Origin of the sequence: Streptomyces capillispiralis (genome assembly GCF_007829875.1) — a bacterium.
In the GTDB taxonomy this organism is placed as follows: Bacteria; Actinomycetota; Actinomycetes; order Streptomycetales; family Streptomycetaceae; genus Streptomyces; species Streptomyces capillispiralis.
On the sequence record NZ_VIWV01000001.1, the window covers coordinates 2,272,660 to 2,289,963 of the forward strand.

General features: G+C 71.8%; 11 protein-coding genes. 1 reads left to right on the top strand and 10 read right to left on the bottom strand.

All coding sequences use genetic code 11. The features are described from left to right. Positions 1-17: 17 nt before the first annotated feature. The 3 genes from FHX78_RS09170 to FHX78_RS09180 form a co-directional block, all read right to left on the bottom strand. Positions 18-1,310 carry a M50 family metallopeptidase gene (locus FHX78_RS09170; RefSeq protein ID WP_189908742.1) on the bottom strand — a complete coding sequence of 431 codons (1,293 nt, stop codon included), beginning with the start codon at positions 1,308-1,310 and terminating at the stop codon, positions 18-20. A gap of 8 nt (positions 1,311-1,318) precedes the next feature. After that, the gene (gene dxr, locus FHX78_RS09175) at positions 1,319-2,581 is read right to left on the bottom strand and encodes a 1-deoxy-D-xylulose-5-phosphate reductoisomerase (RefSeq protein ID WP_145866960.1); all 1,263 of its coding nucleotides are present in this window, start codon (positions 2,579-2,581) and stop codon (positions 1,319-1,321) included. A 113-nt stretch (positions 2,582-2,694) separates the two neighbouring features. Further along, positions 2,695-4,635, bottom strand: a complete 1,941-nt coding sequence (locus tag FHX78_RS09180; RefSeq protein WP_145866961.1) for an acyl-CoA dehydrogenase family protein — start codon at positions 4,633-4,635, stop codon at positions 2,695-2,697. A 375-nt stretch (positions 4,636-5,010) separates the two neighbouring features. On the opposite strand from FHX78_RS09180, the gene FHX78_RS09185 reads away from it, so the two are divergent. Further along, a complete protein-coding gene (locus FHX78_RS09185; protein ID WP_145866962.1) occupies positions 5,011-6,024 on the top strand; it encodes a LacI family DNA-binding transcriptional regulator in 1,014 nt (337 codons plus the stop codon). Positions 6,025-6,107: 83 nt separating this feature from the next. Here FHX78_RS09185 and FHX78_RS09190 read toward each other — a convergent pair whose 3' ends face one another. The 7 genes from FHX78_RS09190 to FHX78_RS09220 all read right to left on the bottom strand — a co-directional run bounded on the left by FHX78_RS09190 (position 6,108) and on the right by FHX78_RS09220 (position 17,031). Beyond that, a complete protein-coding gene (locus FHX78_RS09190; protein WP_145866963.1) occupies positions 6,108-6,821 on the bottom strand; it encodes a glycoside hydrolase family 12 protein in 714 nt (237 codons plus the stop codon). A 35-nt stretch (positions 6,822-6,856) separates the two neighbouring features. Next, positions 6,857-9,088, bottom strand: a complete 2,232-nt coding sequence (locus FHX78_RS09195) for a glycosyl hydrolase family 95 catalytic domain-containing protein (RefSeq protein WP_145866964.1) — start codon at positions 9,086-9,088, stop codon at positions 6,857-6,859. Then, entirely contained in the window at positions 9,085-11,055 is a 1,971-nt protein-coding gene (locus FHX78_RS09200; protein ID WP_145866965.1) for a beta-galactosidase, read from the bottom strand. Before FHX78_RS09200 ends, FHX78_RS09195 begins: the two co-directional genes overlap by 4 nt. Further along, a complete protein-coding gene (locus FHX78_RS09205) occupies positions 11,055-13,235 on the bottom strand; it encodes a sialidase family protein (RefSeq protein WP_145866966.1) in 2,181 nt (726 codons plus the stop codon). Before FHX78_RS09205 ends, FHX78_RS09200 begins: the two co-directional genes overlap by 1 nt. Before the next feature lie 110 nt (positions 13,236-13,345). Further along, positions 13,346-14,281, bottom strand: a complete 936-nt coding sequence (locus tag FHX78_RS09210; RefSeq protein ID WP_145866967.1) for a carbohydrate ABC transporter permease — start codon at positions 14,279-14,281, stop codon at positions 13,346-13,348. Beyond that, complete coding sequence (locus FHX78_RS09215; RefSeq protein WP_145866968.1) at positions 14,278-15,309, bottom strand: ABC transporter permease; 1,032 nt, start codon at positions 15,307-15,309, stop codon at positions 14,278-14,280. Before FHX78_RS09215 ends, FHX78_RS09210 begins: the two co-directional genes overlap by 4 nt. A gap of 27 nt (positions 15,310-15,336) precedes the next feature. After that, entirely contained in the window at positions 15,337-17,031 is a 1,695-nt protein-coding gene (locus tag FHX78_RS09220) for an extracellular solute-binding protein (RefSeq protein ID WP_145866969.1), read from the bottom strand. Between the last annotated feature and the right edge of the window lie 273 nt (positions 17,032-17,304).

The following is a 17,304-nucleotide window of genomic DNA, read 5'->3' on the forward strand; positions in this document are numbered from 1 at the left end:
GGTGTCGGCGGCGGGGGCTACGAGATCCGCACCGGGTTCACCACGTCGGCGATGAGGACGAGGAGGGTGAAGCAGACGAAGATCCCGGCCACCACGTAGGCCACCGGCATCAGTTTCGCCACGTCGAACGGGCCCGGGTCGGGCCGGCGCAGCACTTTGGCGGTGTTGCGGCGCAGCGACTCCCACAGCGCGCCCGCGATGTGCCCGCCGTCGAGCGGCAGCAGCGGGAGCATGTTGAACAGGAACAGGGAGAGGTTGAAGCCGGCGAGCAGCATCACGAACATGGCGAGCTGCTGGGACGCCGGGATGTCGAGGGTGGCGATCTCGCCGCCGACCCGGGCGGCGCCGACGACGCCCATCGGGGAGTCGGGTTCGCGGGGGCCGTCGCCGAAGGCCGCGTCCCACAGGGCGGGGATCTTGGAGGGCAGGGCGGCGAGGGAGTCGACGGCGTCGCCGACCCGGTCGGTCATCCACACCACGGACTCGCCGAGGTCCTGTTTGACGACGCCGTTGGCGGCGCTGAAGCCGAGGAAGCCGGCCTTGACGTACTCGCCCTCGACGTAGGCGCCGCTCGCGTCCTTCTTGGCGACCTGGTTGGTGGCGATCTTCGCCTGGAGGGTCACCTCCCGGCCGTCGCGGTCGACGACGATCGGCACGGCCCGGCCGGCGCTGTCGCGGATGAGGTCGGAGAGGGTGCCCCAGTCGTCGGTGCGGACACCGTCGAAGGCGACGATCCTGTCGCCCGCCTTCATGCCGGCGGCCGCGGCCGGGGACCGGGGGTCGGACTTCTCGCACTCGTCGCGGTTCTCGCTCTGCGAGATGACGCAGGGCGAGACCGAGCTGACGGTGGTGGTCTGCTGCTGGACGCCGAAGCCCATCAGCACGGTGAGGAACAGCACGACCGCGAGGATCAGGTTCATGAACGGGCCCGCGAACATCACGACGACCCGTTTCCACGGCTTGCGCGTGTAGAACAGGCGTTTCTCGTCGCCGGGCCTGAGCTCCTCGAACGCGGCCGAGCGGGCGTCCTCGATCATGCCGCGCCAGGGCGAGGTGGAGCGGGCCTCGAGGCGGCCGTCGGGGCCGGGCGGGAACATGCCGATCATGCGGATGTAGCCGCCGAACGGGATGGCCTTGACGCCGTACTCGGTCTCGCCCTTGTGCCGGGACCACAGGGTCGGACCGAAGCCGACCATGTACTGCGGCACGCGGATGCCGAACATCTTGGCGGTGGACAGGTGGCCCAGCTCGTGCCAGGCGATCGAGAACAGCAGGCCTGCCGCGAAGACGACTATGCCGAGGATGAACATCAGGGTCGTCATGCATGCGCCTCCGCGCTCGCCGTCCGGACTGTCAGTTCGCGGGCCCTGGTCCGTGCCCAGGTCTCCGCTTCGAGGACGTCCGACACGGTCAGTGAGGTTCCCGTCGCCGGGGTGCCGTGCTCCTCGACCACCCGGGTGACGGTCTCCATGATGCCGTTGAAGGGCAGCGCGCCGGAGCGGAACGCCTCGACGCACTCCTCGTTCGCGGCATTGAACACCGCCGGGGCCGTGCCCGCGAGCTCGCCGACGTGCCGGGCGAGGTTCACCAAGGGGAACGCCTCGTTGTCGAGCGGGAAGAACTCCCAGGTGGACGCCTTGCTCCAGTCGAAGACCGGGGCCGCGTCGGGGACCCTCTCGGGCCAGCCGAGGCCGATGGCGATGGGCCCGCGCATGTCGGGGGGCGTCGCCTGGGCCAGTGTCGATCCGTCCGTGAACTCAACCATCGAGTGGACATACGACTGCGGGTGCACGACGACCTCAATGCGGTCGAAGGGAATGTCGTAGAGGAGGTGCGCCTCGATGACCTCCAGGCCCTTGTTGACGAGCGTCGCGGAGTTGATCGTGATGACCGGGCCCATGGCCCAGGTGGGGTGGGCGAGGGCGTCCTCGACGCTGACGTCGGCCAGCTGCTCCTTGGTGCGGCCGCGGAAGGGGCCGCCGGAGGCGGTGACGACGAGCCGCTTCACATCGGCTCGGGTGCCGGCGGCCAGCGCCTGGAACAGGGCGGCGTGCTCGGAGTCGACCGGGATGATCTGGCCGGGCTCGGCGAGCGCCTTGACCAGCGGGCCGCCGACGATCAGCGATTCCTTGTTGGCGAGCGCGAGGGTGCGGCCCGCCTCCAGGGCGGCGAGCGTCGGGGCCAGTCCGATGGAGCCGGTGATGCCGTTGAGGACGGTGTGGCAGTCGGAGGCGGCGAGGTCGGTGGCCGCGTCCTTCCCGGCCAGGATCTCGGGCAGCGGCTCCCCCGCCCCGTACTGCGCGGTCAGCGCCTCGCGCAGCGCCGGTACGACGTCCTCGCGGGCGACGGCGACCGTGCGCACCCTCAGCCGGCGGGCCTGCTCGGCGAGGAGGGCGACCCGGCCGCCGTTGGCGGACAGGGCGGTGACCCGGAAGCGGTCGGGGTGGCGCAGCACGAGGTCGATGGCCTGGGTGCCGATCGACCCGGTGGAGCCGAGGATCACCACGTCCTTCGGGCCGTCTCCCACCACGGGGTCGTACACCAGGTGCGGATCGGCGAGGGGGGCTGGAGCGTCGGTCATGGACCCATTGTGTCGGGTCCCGGCCGCCGCGGGAGCGCCGCCCCGTCGGCCCGGGCGGGTGCACTCCCGCCCGGCGGGCACGGGCCCCGGGCGGCGTTCGGGGTCCGTGCGGGTCAGCGGATCGGGCGGTGCACGGTGGCCCCGGTGCTCGGGCCCGGGGAGGCGTCCGCGATCCAGGGGCCGTCGTCGGAGGGGTCGATGATGCCCTGCTCCAGCCACGCGTAGCCGCCGGCCAGGGTGTTCCTGACGACCTTGCGGTCGAGGTCGTCGGTGTTGGCCCACAGCCGGCCGAAGAGCTCGTCGACGCGGATGCGGGCCTGGCGGCAGAAGGCGTCGGCGAGCTGGTAGGCCTCGCGGCCGTGTTCGCCGCGGCTGCGCAGGTGTTCGGCGCGGACGCAGGCGGCGCTCATCGCGAACAGTTCGGCGCCGATGTCGACGATCCGGCCCAGGAAGCCCTGTTTGGTCTCCATCCGGCGCTGCCAGCGGGACATGGCGTAGAAGGTGGAGCGGGCCAGCTTGCGGGAGGTGCGCTCGATGTACCGCAGGTGCGGGGACAGGTCGATGCCGTGCCTGAACTCGCTGTAGGAGCCGGGGAGTTGCCCCGGCCCGGCGACGAGTTTGGGCAGCCACTTGGCGTAGAAGACGCCGGCTCCCGCGCCCGCCCTCGCCTTCTCGGTCAGCGACTTGTCGGGGTCGATGAGGTCGCCGGCGACCGAGAGGTGGGCGTCGACGGCCTCGCGTGCGATCAGCAGGTGCATGATCTCGGTGGAGCCCTCGAAGATGCGGTTGATCCGCAGGTCGCGCAGGATCTGCTCGGCGGGGACCGCGCGTTCGCCGCGGGCCCGCAGGGAGTCGGCGGTCTCGAAGCCGCGTCCGCCGCGGATCTGGACCAGTTCGTCGGCCATCAGCCAGGCCATCTCCGAGCCGTACAGCTTGGCGAGGGCGGCCTCGATGCGGATGTCGTTGCGGTCCTCGTCGGCCATCTGGGAGGACAGGTCGAGCACGGCCTCCAGGGCGAAGGTGGTCGCCGCGATGAACGCGATCTTGGACCCGACGGCCTCGTGCAGCGCCACCGGCTTGCCCCACTGCTCGCGGGCCGCCGACCACTCGCGGGCGATCTTCAGGCACCACTTGCCGGAGCCCACGCACATCGCGGGCAGGGACAGCCGCCCGGTGTTGAGGGTGGTGAGCGCGATCTTCAGGCCCTGGCCCTCCTCGCCGATGCGGTGGGCGGCGGGGACGCGGACCCGGTGGAAGCGGGTGACGCCGTTCTCCAGGCCGCGCAGGCCCATGAAGGCGTTGCGGTTCTCGACGGTGACGCCCTCGGAGGCGGCCTCCACCACGAACGCGGTGATGCCGCCCCGGTGGCCCTCGGACCTCGGCACGCGCGCCATGACGACGAGCAGGTCGGCGACCACACCGTTGGTGGTCCACAGCTTCACGCCGTCCAGGACGTAGTGGTCGCCGTCCGGTACGGCCGTGGTGGCGAGCCGTGCCGGGTCGGAGCCGACGTCGGGCTCGGTGAGCAGGAAGGCGGAGATGTCGGTGCGGGCGCAGCGCGGCAGGAAGGTGTCCCGCTGCTCCTGGGTGCCGAAGAGCTTCAGCGGCTGCGGGACGCCGATCGACTGGTGGGCGGAGAGGAGCGCGCCGAGGGCGGGGTTGGCGGAGCCGACCAGGGCGAGGGCCTTGTTGTAGTAGACCTGGGTGAGTCCGAGGCCGCCGTACTTGGTGTCGATCTTCATGCCGAGGGCGCCGAGCTCCTTGAGCCCGGTGATCACCTCGTCGGGGATGCGTGCCTCGCGTTCGATGCGGGCTCCGTCGATCTTCGTCTCGCAGAAGTCGCGGAGCTTGGCGAGGAACTCCTCGCCCCGCTGGGCCTCCTCGTCGGAGGGGAGCGGGTGGGGGTGGACGAGGTCGAGGCGGAAGCGGCCGAGGAACAGTTCCTTGGCGAAGCTGGGCTTGCGCCAGTCCTGCTCCCGGGCGGCCTCGGCCACCTGGCGGGCCTCGCGTTCCGTGACGGCGGGCCGGGACGGGGACTCGGGTACTGCGGACATGAGGCTCACCTGGCCGCGTATCGGGATGTATGGGGAGAAACGGCCCCCGGAGTGATCGTTTCGGATGATCCCGGGGTTTTCGCCACTGAAGGGTGCTACTCGATCGTATGTACCTGATACGGAGCGGACCCACCACCCTTCGTGCGGCCGTTCGGCCCATACCCTGACGGCGGCCGCCAGTAGGGGAGGTCGCGTCCGGCGCGCGGGTGGGCCACACTCGGCGTCTGCCCACGGGTGCTGGTTCCCCCTGACTGTCGAAGCGCTTCGACAGCCTCTGGACACCCGCCAGGCTCCGGGGATACTGTCGGATCATCCTCGCCCGTCCTGATATAATGGGCATCTTGTCGAAGCGCTTCACACAGCTGGGAGAGCCGGATGGTCACCCTCGCCGAGGTCGCCCAGCACGCCGGAGTCTCGGCGAGCACTGTGAGCTATGTCCTCAGCGGCAAGCGGTCCATCTCCGTGAACACCCGCCAGCGGGTCGAGCGGAGCATCCGCGAGCTCGGCTACCACCCGAACGCCGGGGCCCGCGCCCTGGCCAGCAGCAGGTCCAACATCATCGCGCTGATGGTCCCGCTGCGCCGGGACATCTACGTGCCGGTGATGATGGAGATCGCCATCGCGGTCGCCACCACGGCCCGCACCCACGGGTACGACGTGCTGCTGCTCACCGGCGAGGAGGGCCCCGACGCGGTGCGCCGCGTCGCCGGCAGCGGACTCGCCGACGGCATGATCCTGATGGACGTCGAACTCGACGACGAGCGGCTGCCGCTGCTGCGGGAGACCGATCAGCCGGCGGTGCTGATCGGACTGCCCGCCGACACCTCCGGCCTGACCTGCGTCGACCTCGACTTCAAGGCCACCGGCGCGCTGTGCGTCGACCATCTCGCGCAGCGGGGCCACCACGACATCGCCGTCATCGGCGAGGCGCCGGCCGTCTACGAGCGGCACACCGGCTTCGCCGAACGCACCCTCGACGGAGTGCGCGCCCGTGCCCGGGAGCTGGGGATGCGGCTGCTGCACCGGCCGTGCGAGGGCGGGTACGACGCGATGGCGGTGACCCTCGCCCGGATCCTCGACGAACGCCCCGGCACCACGGGCTTCGTCGTGCAGAACGAGTCGGCGCTCGAACCGCTGCTCGCCCTGCTGCGGCAGCGGGGACGGGCCGTTCCCGAGGACGTCTCGGTGGTCGCGATCTGCCCGGAGCAGGTCGCCGTGCAGGCCTCGGTGCGGCTGACCTCGGTCTCCATCCCCGCGCAGGAAATGGGCCGGCGGGCCGTGGAACAGCTGGTCGCCAAGCTCGACGGGCGGGGCGGCGACGAGGTCGTCCTGCTCGCTCCCGAGCTGACGGTCCGCGCCAGTTCGGGCCCGGCACCGGCCGCGCCCTGACCGCTGCCTCCCCCAGGTGACGGACCGCCCGCACCGGCCCCCGGGAAGCGGGAGCGGCGCGGGCGGCACGACGGCGCCCTCGCCTAGCCGCCCGAGACGGTCAGGTTGTTAGTGCGGAAGTCCAGGCCGCCGGACGACGAGGTGATCTCGTAGCCGAACTGCACGTCACCGATGGTCTCGTTGCCCATCCAGCGCTTGGTGTCCTTGATCCACTTCAGGACCGGGAGGATGTCGACGGTGCCGGAGTTCGAGTCCGAGGTGCGCAGGAACGAGAAGACCTCGTTGGCGCCGTTGTTGCCCTTGTAGACGTTCCAGGTGTGGCCGCCGAGGCTCACCGTGCCCTGGGCGGTGCCGAGCGGGCCCACCGCGCCGTTGTGGTTGACCCAGAGCATGATCTCGTAGTCGTAGTCCGTGTCCCAGATGTCGTACGAGGTGTTGTACGCGCCCGAGGACGGGACGGTGACGTTGTAGCTGCTGGTGAGCGAACCGATGGAGGTGATCGGCTTGTTGATCACCTTCTTGGCGTTCGGGTAGGACTTGATGCCGCCGGTGTCGGGGTGGTCGGCCCACACGCCCCAGTTGGTGCCGGAGTTGGCCCAGACGCACTGGGCGCCCGCGCCGGAACCCCAGATGTTGTTGTAGAGCGTGTAGCCGTTGAGGCTGGTGTTGCCCCACTGCTCGCAGGAGTTCCAGACGGCGGCGTGGGCGGGGGCGGAGGCGAGGCCGACCGTCGCGCCGAGCGCGAGGGCCGGCGCCAGCAGGACCTTGGTGATCCCGCTCAGGGTGCTTGGTGCCATGGCGTTCCTTCCATGGGTGGGGGGAATGGCGTCGGTCACCGCGCCTTCAGGGAGAGGACGCGGTCTTCTCCGGCGGCCAGGTCGAGCGGCTCGGCGCCGGCGGAAGTCCACAGGTCGATGCGGCAGGTGCGGGTCGGGTGGAGGACGGCGGTGGCGCCGTCCGGGGACCAGGTGAGGTCGAGTGCGGCGCCGAAGCGGGTGCGGACACCGGTGAGCCGTCCGCTCGGGTACGCGGCGAGCGGGGCGGGCAGCAGGGCCAGCCGGCCCGGTGTGGACTGCACGAGCGCCTCGATCAGCACGGCGGGCAGGGTGTGCGCGGCGTCGGCGTTGTAGACGTCGCGGCGCGGGTAGTGCGCGCTCATCAGGGAGGCGTGGAAGAAGTCGCCGTCGAGGACCTGGCCGAGCGCGTGGGCGACCCGCTCGCCGTCCCGGAGCCGGGCCGCGATCAGCGCGTGGTGGAGATGGCCGTGCGCGGAGTCGTTCTCGGCGCCGCGCAGTTCCAGGGCGCGGTGGGCGGCCGCGGCCAGGTCCGGGGTGTCGTAGGGGGTGATCTCCTCCAGCGGCCAGACGCCGTAGAGGTGGCTGAGGTGGCGGTGGTCGTAGGAGTCCTCCAGGCCCGGCCAGGCCCATTCGGCGAGGGCACCGTCGGCGTTGGTGCGGTGGGGCGGGAGGCGGTCGGCGAGTGCCCGCCGGCGGTCGGCGTCCCCGGGGTGGTAGGCGGCGGCGGTGAGCAGGGCGTGCCGGGCGGCGGAGAGGTCCATGGCCGCGTTGAGCGCGCCCCAGCTCGCGTTCGCCGGCCGGTTCTCGGGCGAGTAGGAGGGGACCACGACCGGCCGCCCCCGGGCGTCGGTCCGGGTGAGGAAGTCCTCGTAGAACAGGGCGGCTTCGGCGAGCGCTGCGGCGGTGTGCGGGTCGCGTCCGCCGTAGGTCTCGTCGTGGTCGACGAGGGGTTTGAGCAGCCAGTCGGCGCCGGCGGTCCACAGGTGCAGGGGGTACTCGCGGCTGAAGTGGTACGAGTGCCCCGACTCGCCGTCGCTGTGGGCGGGCGCGACCACGCCCCGGGTGCCGAAGACCGCGCGGGCGTTGTCCCGCCAGTCGGGCAGCTGGCGCCGGATCAGGGCGGCCAGTGCCTCGGTGACCTCGGGGAGGGCCGCGGCCGCGGCGGAGGCGGTCTGGAGGTTGAGGTTGGCGTCGTGGGTGAAGGCGCCGGCCCAGGCGGTGTCCCAGTCGCCGGTCCACAGTCCGGTGAGGCGGGGCGGGCACAGGCCGCTGGACGACAGCAGGTGGTAGCGGCCGGCCGCGAAGAGCCGTTCCAGCAGGGCGGCGCTGCGCGGCCGGGTGAGCAGCTCCGAGCCCGGCAGGGCCCGTTCGTCCGGGTCGGCGGCGAGGTCGAGGGTGACGCGCTCGTAGGCGGTGCGGTGCCGGGGCAGATGGCGGCCGAGGAGGTCGTCGTACGGGTGCCGCGGCCCGTGCGGGACGCCGTCGGATGCCGTGTGGAGCAGTTCCCGCAGGGCGCGGCCCTCGGCGGCCACGTCCGCGTCGCCGGTGTGCCGTCGCACCCGGGTGAGCAGCAGCACCGACCGGGCGCCCTCGACACGCACCCCCGGCGGGGCGAGCCGTGTGCGGCCGCCGGTGACGGCGGCCAGGGTGACACCGGTGTAGGCGAGGTCGCTGTCCGGGTAGCGGGCGCGCAGGCTCAGCAGCGCGCCCTCCGGGGTGAGGACGGCACCGTGGCCGACGCCCAGGCCGGTGGGGGCGCCGGGGAGCCGGTGGTCCAGGGTGAGGTCGAGGGTGAGCGCCGGGCCGGTGACGTACTGGACGATCACGTCGTCGGCACGGGAGACGAAGACCCGGCTGGTCCAGCCGGTGACGGCGGCCTGAGCGACGCCGGTGGCGAAGTCGAGGGTGCGGCGGTATCCGTGCCGGTCCCCGTCGGTGTCCGGGCGGCGCAGGCGCACCTGGAAGGCCGGGTGGAAGGGGCGCACCCACTGCAACGGGCGGCCGTCGGTGAAGTCCTCGGCGGCCGTGAGGTCGCCGGACAGCAGCCGGTCCTGGAGGCCGGGCAGCCGGTCGGCCAGCCGGGGCGGCAACCGGTACGCGTCGTCGCCGCCCGGGCGGACGAGCGTGTGATGGGTGACGACGGTCCGTTCGTCGTCCGGATCACCGAACACGAGGGCGCCGTGGTGTCCGTTGCCGCTCAGGAAGGCGTCCTCCCAGCGGGCGGCGGGCCGGGGCTCCCAGGTGCCGTGGACGGGTGCGGAGGTCATGGCGTCAGCACCGCCGCTCCGTAGCGGCCGAGGGTGACCCGGCCGGTCGTGGTCGTGTCCGTCAGCAGGTCGCGGTGGGTGCCCGGAAGCGTGACGGTGACCGGCTCACGGCCGTGGTTGAGCAGGAACAGCAGCTCGCCCCGGCGCACCGCCTCCACACCGTCCGGGAGCCCGTCGAGCACCGGCCGGACCCCTGCGCCGGCGGCGGCGCCGGCCAGCAGGGCGCGCAGCGCCCGCGGTTCGGGGAGCGTGGAGACGTACCAGGCGCGGCCCTTGCGCAGCACGGCGGGCAGTCCGTCGAGTTCCCCGCCCCGGTAGGGGAAGGTCGCGTCGGCGGTGCCGTCCGGTTCGAGTTCCTCCGACCACAGGGTGCCGCGCGGGCCGCCCTCGTACGCGACGGTCTCCCCCGCCTCCAGCGGCCACCACTCGTGCAGGGTGCGGATGCCGAAGAGGTCGCGCAGCCGGGCGTCCATGCCGCCGGGCCGCACCCGGTCGTCCCCGTCGGCGATGCCGGTCAGGAAGCCGCAGACCAGGGTGCCGCCGCCGCGCACGTACGCCAGCAGGTTGTCGACGGCCCGGTCGGTGAGGAGGTACAGCTGCGGGACGACGACCATGCGGTAGGCGGACAGGTCGTGTTCGGGGTGGGCGAAGTCGGTGGTGAGGTGGGCCTGCCAGAGCGCGCGGTGCCAGGCGCTCAGCACCGCCGGGTAGTCGACCTCGCGCGAGGGACGGGCCTCCTGGTCGCCGGCCCACCAGGAGTGCCAGTCGTGCAGCACGGCGACCTCGGCGTGCAGGGGGGTGCCCGCGGTGTGCGGGGACAGCCGGGCCAGGTCCGCGCCGAGTTGCCTGACCTCCTGGTACGTACGCCCCTGCTCCCCCGCGTGGGAGACCATCCCGGAGTGGAACTTCTCCGCGCCCTGCCGGGACTGGCGCCACTGGAAGTAGCAGACGGCGTCCGCGCCGCGGGCCACGGCCTGGAGGGACCACAGGCGGTTCAGGCCGCGCGGCTTGGGGTGGTTCACCCCGCGCCAGTTGACCGGTCCGGCCGCCTGCTCCATGAGCATCCACGGGCCGCGCGCCTGGGAGCGGGTCATGTCCTGGACCAGGGCGCCGTGCTGCGCGCCGAGGGGGTCGCGCGGGTCCGGGTACAGGTCGACGGAGACGACGTCCTCCTCCTCGGCCCAGCGCCAGGCGTCCTGGCCCGCCCACAGCGGCATGAAGTTGGTGGTGACCGGCAGGTGCGGGGAGTGCCGGCGGACGATGTCGCGTTCGGCGGTGTAGCACTCCAGGAGCATGTCGGAGGTGAAGCGCTTGAAGTCCAGCACCTGTGCGGGGTTCCTCAGGTAGTGGGCGTGGCGGGGCGGCAGCACCTCCGCCCAGTCGCCGTAGCCCTGGCTCCAGAAGGCGGTGCCCCAGGCGGTGTTGAGGGCGTCGAGGGTGCCGTAGCGGTGGCGCAGCCAGGCGCGGAAGCGGGCGGCGGCCTCGTCGCCCCAGTCGTAGGTGCAGTACTCGTTGTTGATGTGCCACATCGTGAGGGCCGGGTGAGTGCCGTAGCGGGCGGCGAGGTCCTCGGTGACGGCGGCGGCGTACCGGCGGTAGGTGGCGCTGGAGTGCGAGAAGTGCTGCCGGCCGCCCCACCACTCGGTCCGGCCGTCCGCGTCGCGGGGCAGGGTGTCGGGGTGGAGGTGGCCCATCCAGGGCGGCGGGGACGCGGTCGGGGTGGCGAGGACGACGCCGACGCCGTTGCCGTGCATCAGGTCCATCAGCCGGTCCAGCCAGCCGAAGTCCCGTTCCCCGGGTTGGGGTTCGAGCTTCGACCAGGAGAAGACGCCGAGGGTGACGGAGTTGACGCCGGCCTCCTTCATCAGGCGGACGTCCTCGTGCCAGGTCTCCTCTGGCCACTGCTCGGGGTTGTAGTCGCCGCCGTAGAGGATGCGGCCGCGGGTGGCGTCGCTCAGGTCCGGCATCAGACGGGCTCCCCGTACTGGATGCCGCGCCCGTTGGTGGCGAGGTAGACCCGGCCGTACACGCGGGGGTCGCCGGTGATGGTCTCGCCGGTCCAGCCCCACTGGTGGGCGTCGTCGTTGATCCGGACCCAGGTCCGCGCCTCGTCGTCGGAGCGGTACACGGCGGTGACCGTGCCCGTCGAGCCGACCAGGTAGACCGCGGGGTAGGCGGCGCCGTCGGCGGCCCTGCCGAAGCCGAGGGTGTGGGCGGCGCGGCAGCTGTCCACCCCGGTGAAGGTGACACCGCCGTCGGTGGAGCGGTACAGCCCGTTCCCCTTGGTGCTCAGCCACAGGTCGCCGGTGCGGCCGGGCGCCGCGACCAACTCGAACTGGCTGTCGCCGGAGGGCAGTCCGGTCGCCCGGGCGGTGAAGGAGCGGCCGCCGTCCGTGCTGGCGAGGAGGGTTCCCGTGCCGGTGTCGTACGCGTAGAAGAGCGCCGGGTCGACCGGGTCGGCGACCGGTGTGGCGCCCTTGGGGAAGGAGGGGACCTCGGACCAGGTGGTGCCGTTGTCGGCCGACCGGTGGGCCGGGTGGCGGGTGCCGTCCCAGTGCACGAAGGACCACAGCAGCACGCCGCCGTCGGCGCCGACGGCGATCGGCCCCGGGGCGTCCTTGGCGAGGGCGGGCTGGGCGGCGAAGGGCGCCCAGGTGCGTCCGCCGTCGGTCGAGTACGCGCCGTTGCCGTGCTCGCCCCAGCCCGCCCGGACGATGTACGCCGGTCTGCGCGCCGCCTGCGCGAGTCCCGTGGCCGAACCGGACACGGGGTTCGTCGCCATGCCGCCGGCAGGGGACGCGGTGAGCCGCTCGTGGTACATCACGCCGATGTCCCGCGACCCGCTGATCAGGTGCGCCCTTCCGGCCGGGGGTGAGATCAGCTGGGTCACCGACGCCTCCTCAAGACCGCGGACCTGCGGCGCCCAGTGCCGCAGGTCCCGGGTGCCGTAGAGGGTGGCGCCGGTGCCGTACACGAGGTGCCCGGAGTCGTACGGGTCGAGGGCGAGGGCCTGGATCCACCAGCCGAACTTGGGCGCGTCCTCGCCCCAGGCGAGGTACGGCGTCTCGGTCACGTCGAGCACGGCGGTGTCCTTCAGCGAGCGCCAGGTGCGGCCGCCGTCGGTGGACCGGTACAGCGTGTCGACCGCCGCCCAGCGGTTGTTGGTGGAGACCACGACGGTGCCGGGGCGGCGGGCGTCGACGGCGACACCGCCGTACCCGAAGGTGTCGCCCGCCCCGTCCGGCCGCGCCGGGGTGACGTCGGTCCACTCGCCGCTGCCGGTGCGCAGTCGGTGCACGCTGCCGTCCGACTGGCCGTTGGGGCCGGGCGCGTCGGCGTAGGTGACGTACAGCTCGCGGGTGTGCCGGTCGTACGCGGCGCGGATCGGTACCCGCGCGGAGGGGCCGGACGGCTGACCGGGGACCGCCTCCCAGGTGGTGCCGTCGAGGGTGCGGAACAGGTGCGCGTCGTCGCCGTCGCCCCAGCCGGCGTAGACGGTGCGTCCGGCGGCGACCAGGAGCGTGACGCCCTGGCCGGTGGCGGAGGCGGTGGCCGGGAATCCGCTCACCGGGGCCCAGGTGGCGCCCCGGTCGGCCGATCTGAGCAGTCCGTCGTGCCGGGTGCCCAGCCACAGGGTGTCGCTGTCGCGCGGGTCGACGAGCAGCCGCTCGCCGGTGCCCCGGCCGTCCTCGTTGGCGCCGAGCTTCACGGTGAGGTCGGTGCGCAGCCAGGTGGCCCCGCGGTCCTCCGAGCGCAGCACCGCGCCGTCGCCCGCCCACGCCTGGGCGTAGGTGCCGCAGGCCAGGTAGAGCCGGTCCGGGTGGGCGGGGTCGACCGCCATCGCCTCGACGCCGAGCAGGTTCCAGTCGTCCCAGCCGATGTGGTCGAGCAGCGGGATCCAGCGGCCGGCCCGGTCGTCCCAGCGGTAGGCGCCGCCGATGTCGGTCCGGGCGTAGGCGAGCCCGCGCACGGAGGGGTGGAAGAGCACGCCGGTGATGAACCCGGTGCCGCCGATGACGACGTTGCGCCACCGGTAGGCGGAGGACCCGGCGGCCGACGCCCGGCCGGTGAGGACGGGAACACCGGCGACAGCGGCGACGGCCGCCGCTCCTGCAAGAACGGCACGCCGGCTGGGAGACGCGAACATGACAGAACCTCGCCTCTGCGGGGGGTGAGTGGGGAAAGCTGAAGGGGTGCGGGGAACCACACGGAACGCGCGGCGGACGACCACGCGGGTTTCCCCCGCCGCACGGGGCGTCAGCCCTTCACCGCGCCGGTGAGCATGCCCTTCTTGAAGTGCTTCTGGACGAACGGCGACAGCACGGCCACCGGCAGCAGCGCCATCACCATGACGGCCATCTGCACGGCCAGCCCCGACAGCTCCCCCGTCTTGATCGCCTGGCCGAGCCCGACCGGGGCCTCCTGCTTCTGCACCAGCTGGATCATGACGTTCTGCAGCGGCAGCATGTCCTGGTCGTTCAGGTACAGGGACGCGTTGAACCAGGCGCTCCAGTACCCGACGGCGTAGAAGAGCGTGATCACCGCGATCACCGCGCGGGACAGCGGCATGACGATCTGCCACAGGATCCGCACGTCGCCGGCCCCGTCGATGCGGGCGCTGTCGATCAGTTCCTGCGAGATGTTCATGAAGAACCCGCGCAGGACCAGGATGTTGAAGACGCTGATCGCGCTGGGCAGGATCAGCGCCAGGTAGCTGTCCGTCAGGCCGAGCGACTGCACCAGCAGGTAGGTGGGGATGAGCCCGGCGCTGAAGAACATGGTGGCCAGCAGCAGCATCAGGATCCAGCGGTGGCCGAGGGAGCCGCTGCGGGACAGGCCGTAGGCGCACAGCACGGACACCGCCATGGAGAACAGCGTGCCGACGGCCGTGACCAGGACGCTGATGACCGCGGCGCGGGTGACCTGGCCGCCGCTGAGCAGTTCCTGGTAGGCGACGAAGGTGATGCTCTTGGGGATCACCACCAGCCCGCCGGCCTCGTCGATGGCCCGGCGTGAGGACAGGCTGGTGACGACGACGATCCAGAGCGGGAAGAGGATCGCCAGGCAGGCGAGGAACAGCACCAGTCCCTTGCCGGCCAGTCCGGCCCGGCCGGGCGGTTCCTCCCACGCCGGCCGGGGCGGGGCCGCCCACCGGCCGGAGGTGCGCGCGGGTTCGTCGATGACGGCGGTCACTTCTTGTACACCCCCTGCTCGCCCATGAGATGGGCCACCTTGTTCGCCGCCAGGACCAGGCCGAGGCTGATGACGCCCTTGACCAGTCCCGCCGCGGCGGCGTAACCGAAGTCCTGGTTGCGTACGCCGTTCCACCACACGAAGGTGTCCAGCACCTCGGCGGCGCCCGGTCCCACGGCGTCGCGTTGCAGCAGGATCTGCTCGAAGCCGACGGTGAGCGCGTCGCCGACCCGCAGCACCAGCAGCAGGGCGATCACCGGGCGCAGCGCGGGCAGCGTGACGTGCCACATCCGGCGCCAGCGTCCGGCGCCGTCCATCGCGGCGGCCTCGTACAGGTCGGGGCTGACCGAGGCGAGGGCGGCGAGGAAGACGATGATGCCCCAGCCCGCGTCCTTCCAGACGCTCTCCGCGGTGACCAGGAACTTGAAGGTCCCGGGGTCGGTCATGATGTCGAGGCCGTCGTAGCCGTGCGCGCGCAGCAGCTGCGACAGGATCCCCGCGCCGCCGAAGAGCTGCTGGAAGACGGCGATGACCAGCACCCACGAGAAGAAGTGCGGCAGGTAGAGCACGGCCTGCGCGATCGCCCGCACGCGGGGCCTGACCACGCTGTTGATGAGCAGCGCGAGCAGGATGGGGATCGGGAAGTACAGCACCAGCTGGAGGAAGAACAGCACCAGTGTGTTCCGCACCGCGTTCCAGAACGCGGAGTCCTCGAAGATCCGCTGGAAGTTCTCCAGGCCCACCCAGGGGCTGTGCAGGATGGAGACGACGCCGTTGTCGCTGATGTAGGGGTCGTACTCCTGGAACGCGACGACGTTGCCGAGGATCGGCACGTAGTTGAAGACCAGCACCAGCAGCACGGCCGGCAGCGTCATCAGCAGCAGGACGCGGTCGCGTCGGAACCGCGCCCGCAGGCCGAGTTTCCCGGCGCGTCGTTTCCTCGGGGCCCCGGCGGCGCCGTGCGCGGCCGGGGGGTTCTCCTTCGCTTCGGCCTCGGTGTCGGTCCGAGGCACCGTGCTGTGGGACACGGCCGTTCTCCTTGCCTCGGTGCCCGGTCAGCCGGCCGCCGGACCGTTCTCGTCGAGGATCTTCCGGTACCAGTCGCGCAGTTCGTCGCCGCCCTTGCTCTTCCAGTCGGCGACGGCCTGCTGCATGTCGGCGATCTTCTTGCGGCCCCGGACGATGTCGTCCTCCAGCTGCTCGAAGTCGTTGGAGAGGTTGGTGTAGCGGGCGGGCTCGGTGATCTGCATGCCGTAGAAGGCCGACTTCCTGGTGAAGCCGCCCATCCGCTGCTGCCATTCCACCTGGCCCCGGGCGACCTCGGGGTAGTCGGGGTGGGCGATGGTCGGGGCGGGGCTCGCGACCATCACGTAGGCGTTCATCACGTCGATGTTGCCCTGGTCGGTCTTGGTGGGCACGCCGTCCTCGACGGTGTAGTGGGTGCCCTCCACGCCGTAGTTGGTGGCCATGTACTCCTTGGTGCCGTACGGCGCGGCGGTGACGTTGGCGACGGCCAGCACGTCACGGATGACGGCCTCCGACGCCTTCTTGTTGACGAAGGCGAAGATGCCGGCCGGGTTCTTGGCCCACAGGGTGGGGTCGCCGCCGTCGTGGCCGAAGACGTCCATGCCCCAGATCTTGAACTCCGGGTTCTGGGTGACCTGTTCGGCGGTGCGGCTCCACCACTGCGAGGAGTCCTGGTTGTAGATCAGGAACTCGCCGGCCGCGAACTTGGGGCCGGGGTCGGTGGCGTTGCTCTTGCCCAGTCTGGCGTCGGGGTGCACGACCCCGGCGGCGAACAGCTTGCGCGTCCACTCCAGGGCCTCGAGGTACTCCTCGGTCTCGATGCGGTAGACCAGCTTGCCGTCGACCTCGTTCCAGCCGAGCGACTTCTCCTCGCCGGAGAGCACGCCGAAGGCGTTGAAGGCGGTCCACTTCATGTCGAGGCAGGCCCAGCGCTTGGCCTTGGCGTTGGTGGCGTCCTTGGCCAGCGCCAGGAACTCGTCGCACGAGCGGGGGACTTCGTAGCCCTCCTTCTCGAAGACGTCCTGGCGGTACAGCGGCACGATGCCGGTGACGTAGGAGGACGGCATGGGCAGGCCGCGCAGTTCGCCGCCGAAGATGGACCGCTGCCAGGCGTCGGTGGGGATGGCCGCGAGGTTCGGGTAGTCCTTGACCGCGTCGCCGGACAGGTACGGGCCGAGGTCGGCGAACTTGCCGATGATGGCGCTGGGTATCTTGCCCGTCATGTTCCAGCCGGGCACGACGACCACGTCGGGCACGTTGCTGGAGGCGAGGACCGCGCCGAGCTTCTGGTCGTAGGTGTTGCCGTCCTGGTTCTGCCAGACCACGTCCACGCCGATGAGGTCGTTCATCGCCCTGTAGTAGGCGTTGCCGTCCTTGGGTGGGGAGCCCCAGAACGGCGACATGACGGTGACCTTGCTGCCCTTGCCGAGCTTCTCGGGCACCGACGTCTTCAGGTCCGCCAGGTCGAGCTTGCTCGTGAAGCCGACCGCGGAACCGTTCTTGCTGGGGATGTCGGGCGTGACGACGTTGCTCGCCACGTACGCCGGCAGCAGCTTCTTGGCGTCCTTGCCCGACGTGGTGCCGTCCCGCGAGCCTCCGTCCGACCCACCGCACGCGGCGAGCAGCGGCATCCCTCCCGCCACCGCCGCGGTGGCGACCGCCGTGGAGGCGAGGAAGCTTCTCCGGCTCGGCCCGGAGGAGTGGGAGGCGGCGTTCGGCGTCATTGCGTCAACCCTTCATGGCGCACCAGGACACCCGGCGGTGGCCGTCGGCTGCGGTGTCTTCAGTGGAACTGGCTGAGCCGAAGCGGTGGTTCGGCGGAGGGGGTGCCGCGGGAGCGGGCCTCGCAGTCGAAGCGCTTCGATGTTGCTGCGAGGTTAAGTGAACACCCAGGGGCACACAAGAGTCGGATCCGAGATTCCTCGGATGTCTGCGCGGTCCCGGGCGGGCACGCCACCTGACGTGCGGTCGGCGGTGACCGATCCGATGCGCTCCCC

What these genes read in the sequence shown, in the direction of transcription:
- dxr (WP_145866960.1), bottom strand. Translation starts at nt 2,581, where the DNA reads ATGACCGACGCTCCAGCCCCCCTCGCCGATCCGCACCTGGTGTACGAC.
- FHX78_RS09170 (WP_189908742.1), bottom strand. Translation starts at nt 1,310, where the DNA reads ATGTTCATCCTCGGCATAGTCGTCTTCGCGGCAGGCCTGCTGTTCTCG.
- FHX78_RS09180 (WP_145866961.1), bottom strand. Translation starts at nt 4,635, where the DNA reads ATGTCCGCAGTACCCGAGTCCCCGTCCCGGCCCGCCGTCACGGAACGC.
- FHX78_RS09185 (WP_145866962.1), top strand. Translation starts at nt 5,011, where the DNA reads ATGGTCACCCTCGCCGAGGTCGCCCAGCACGCCGGAGTCTCGGCGAGC.
- FHX78_RS09200 (WP_145866965.1), bottom strand. Translation starts at nt 11,055, where the DNA reads ATGCCGGACCTGAGCGACGCCACCCGCGGCCGCATCCTCTACGGCGGC.
- FHX78_RS09220 (WP_145866969.1), bottom strand. Translation starts at nt 17,031, where the DNA reads ATGACGCCGAACGCCGCCTCCCACTCCTCCGGGCCGAGCCGGAGAAGC.
- FHX78_RS09190 (WP_145866963.1), bottom strand. Translation starts at nt 6,821, where the DNA reads ATGGCACCAAGCACCCTGAGCGGGATCACCAAGGTCCTGCTGGCGCCG.
- FHX78_RS09205 (WP_145866966.1), bottom strand. Translation starts at nt 13,235, where the DNA reads ATGTTCGCGTCTCCCAGCCGGCGTGCCGTTCTTGCAGGAGCGGCGGCC.
- FHX78_RS09195 (WP_145866964.1), bottom strand. Translation starts at nt 9,088, where the DNA reads ATGACCTCCGCACCCGTCCACGGCACCTGGGAGCCCCGGCCCGCCGCC.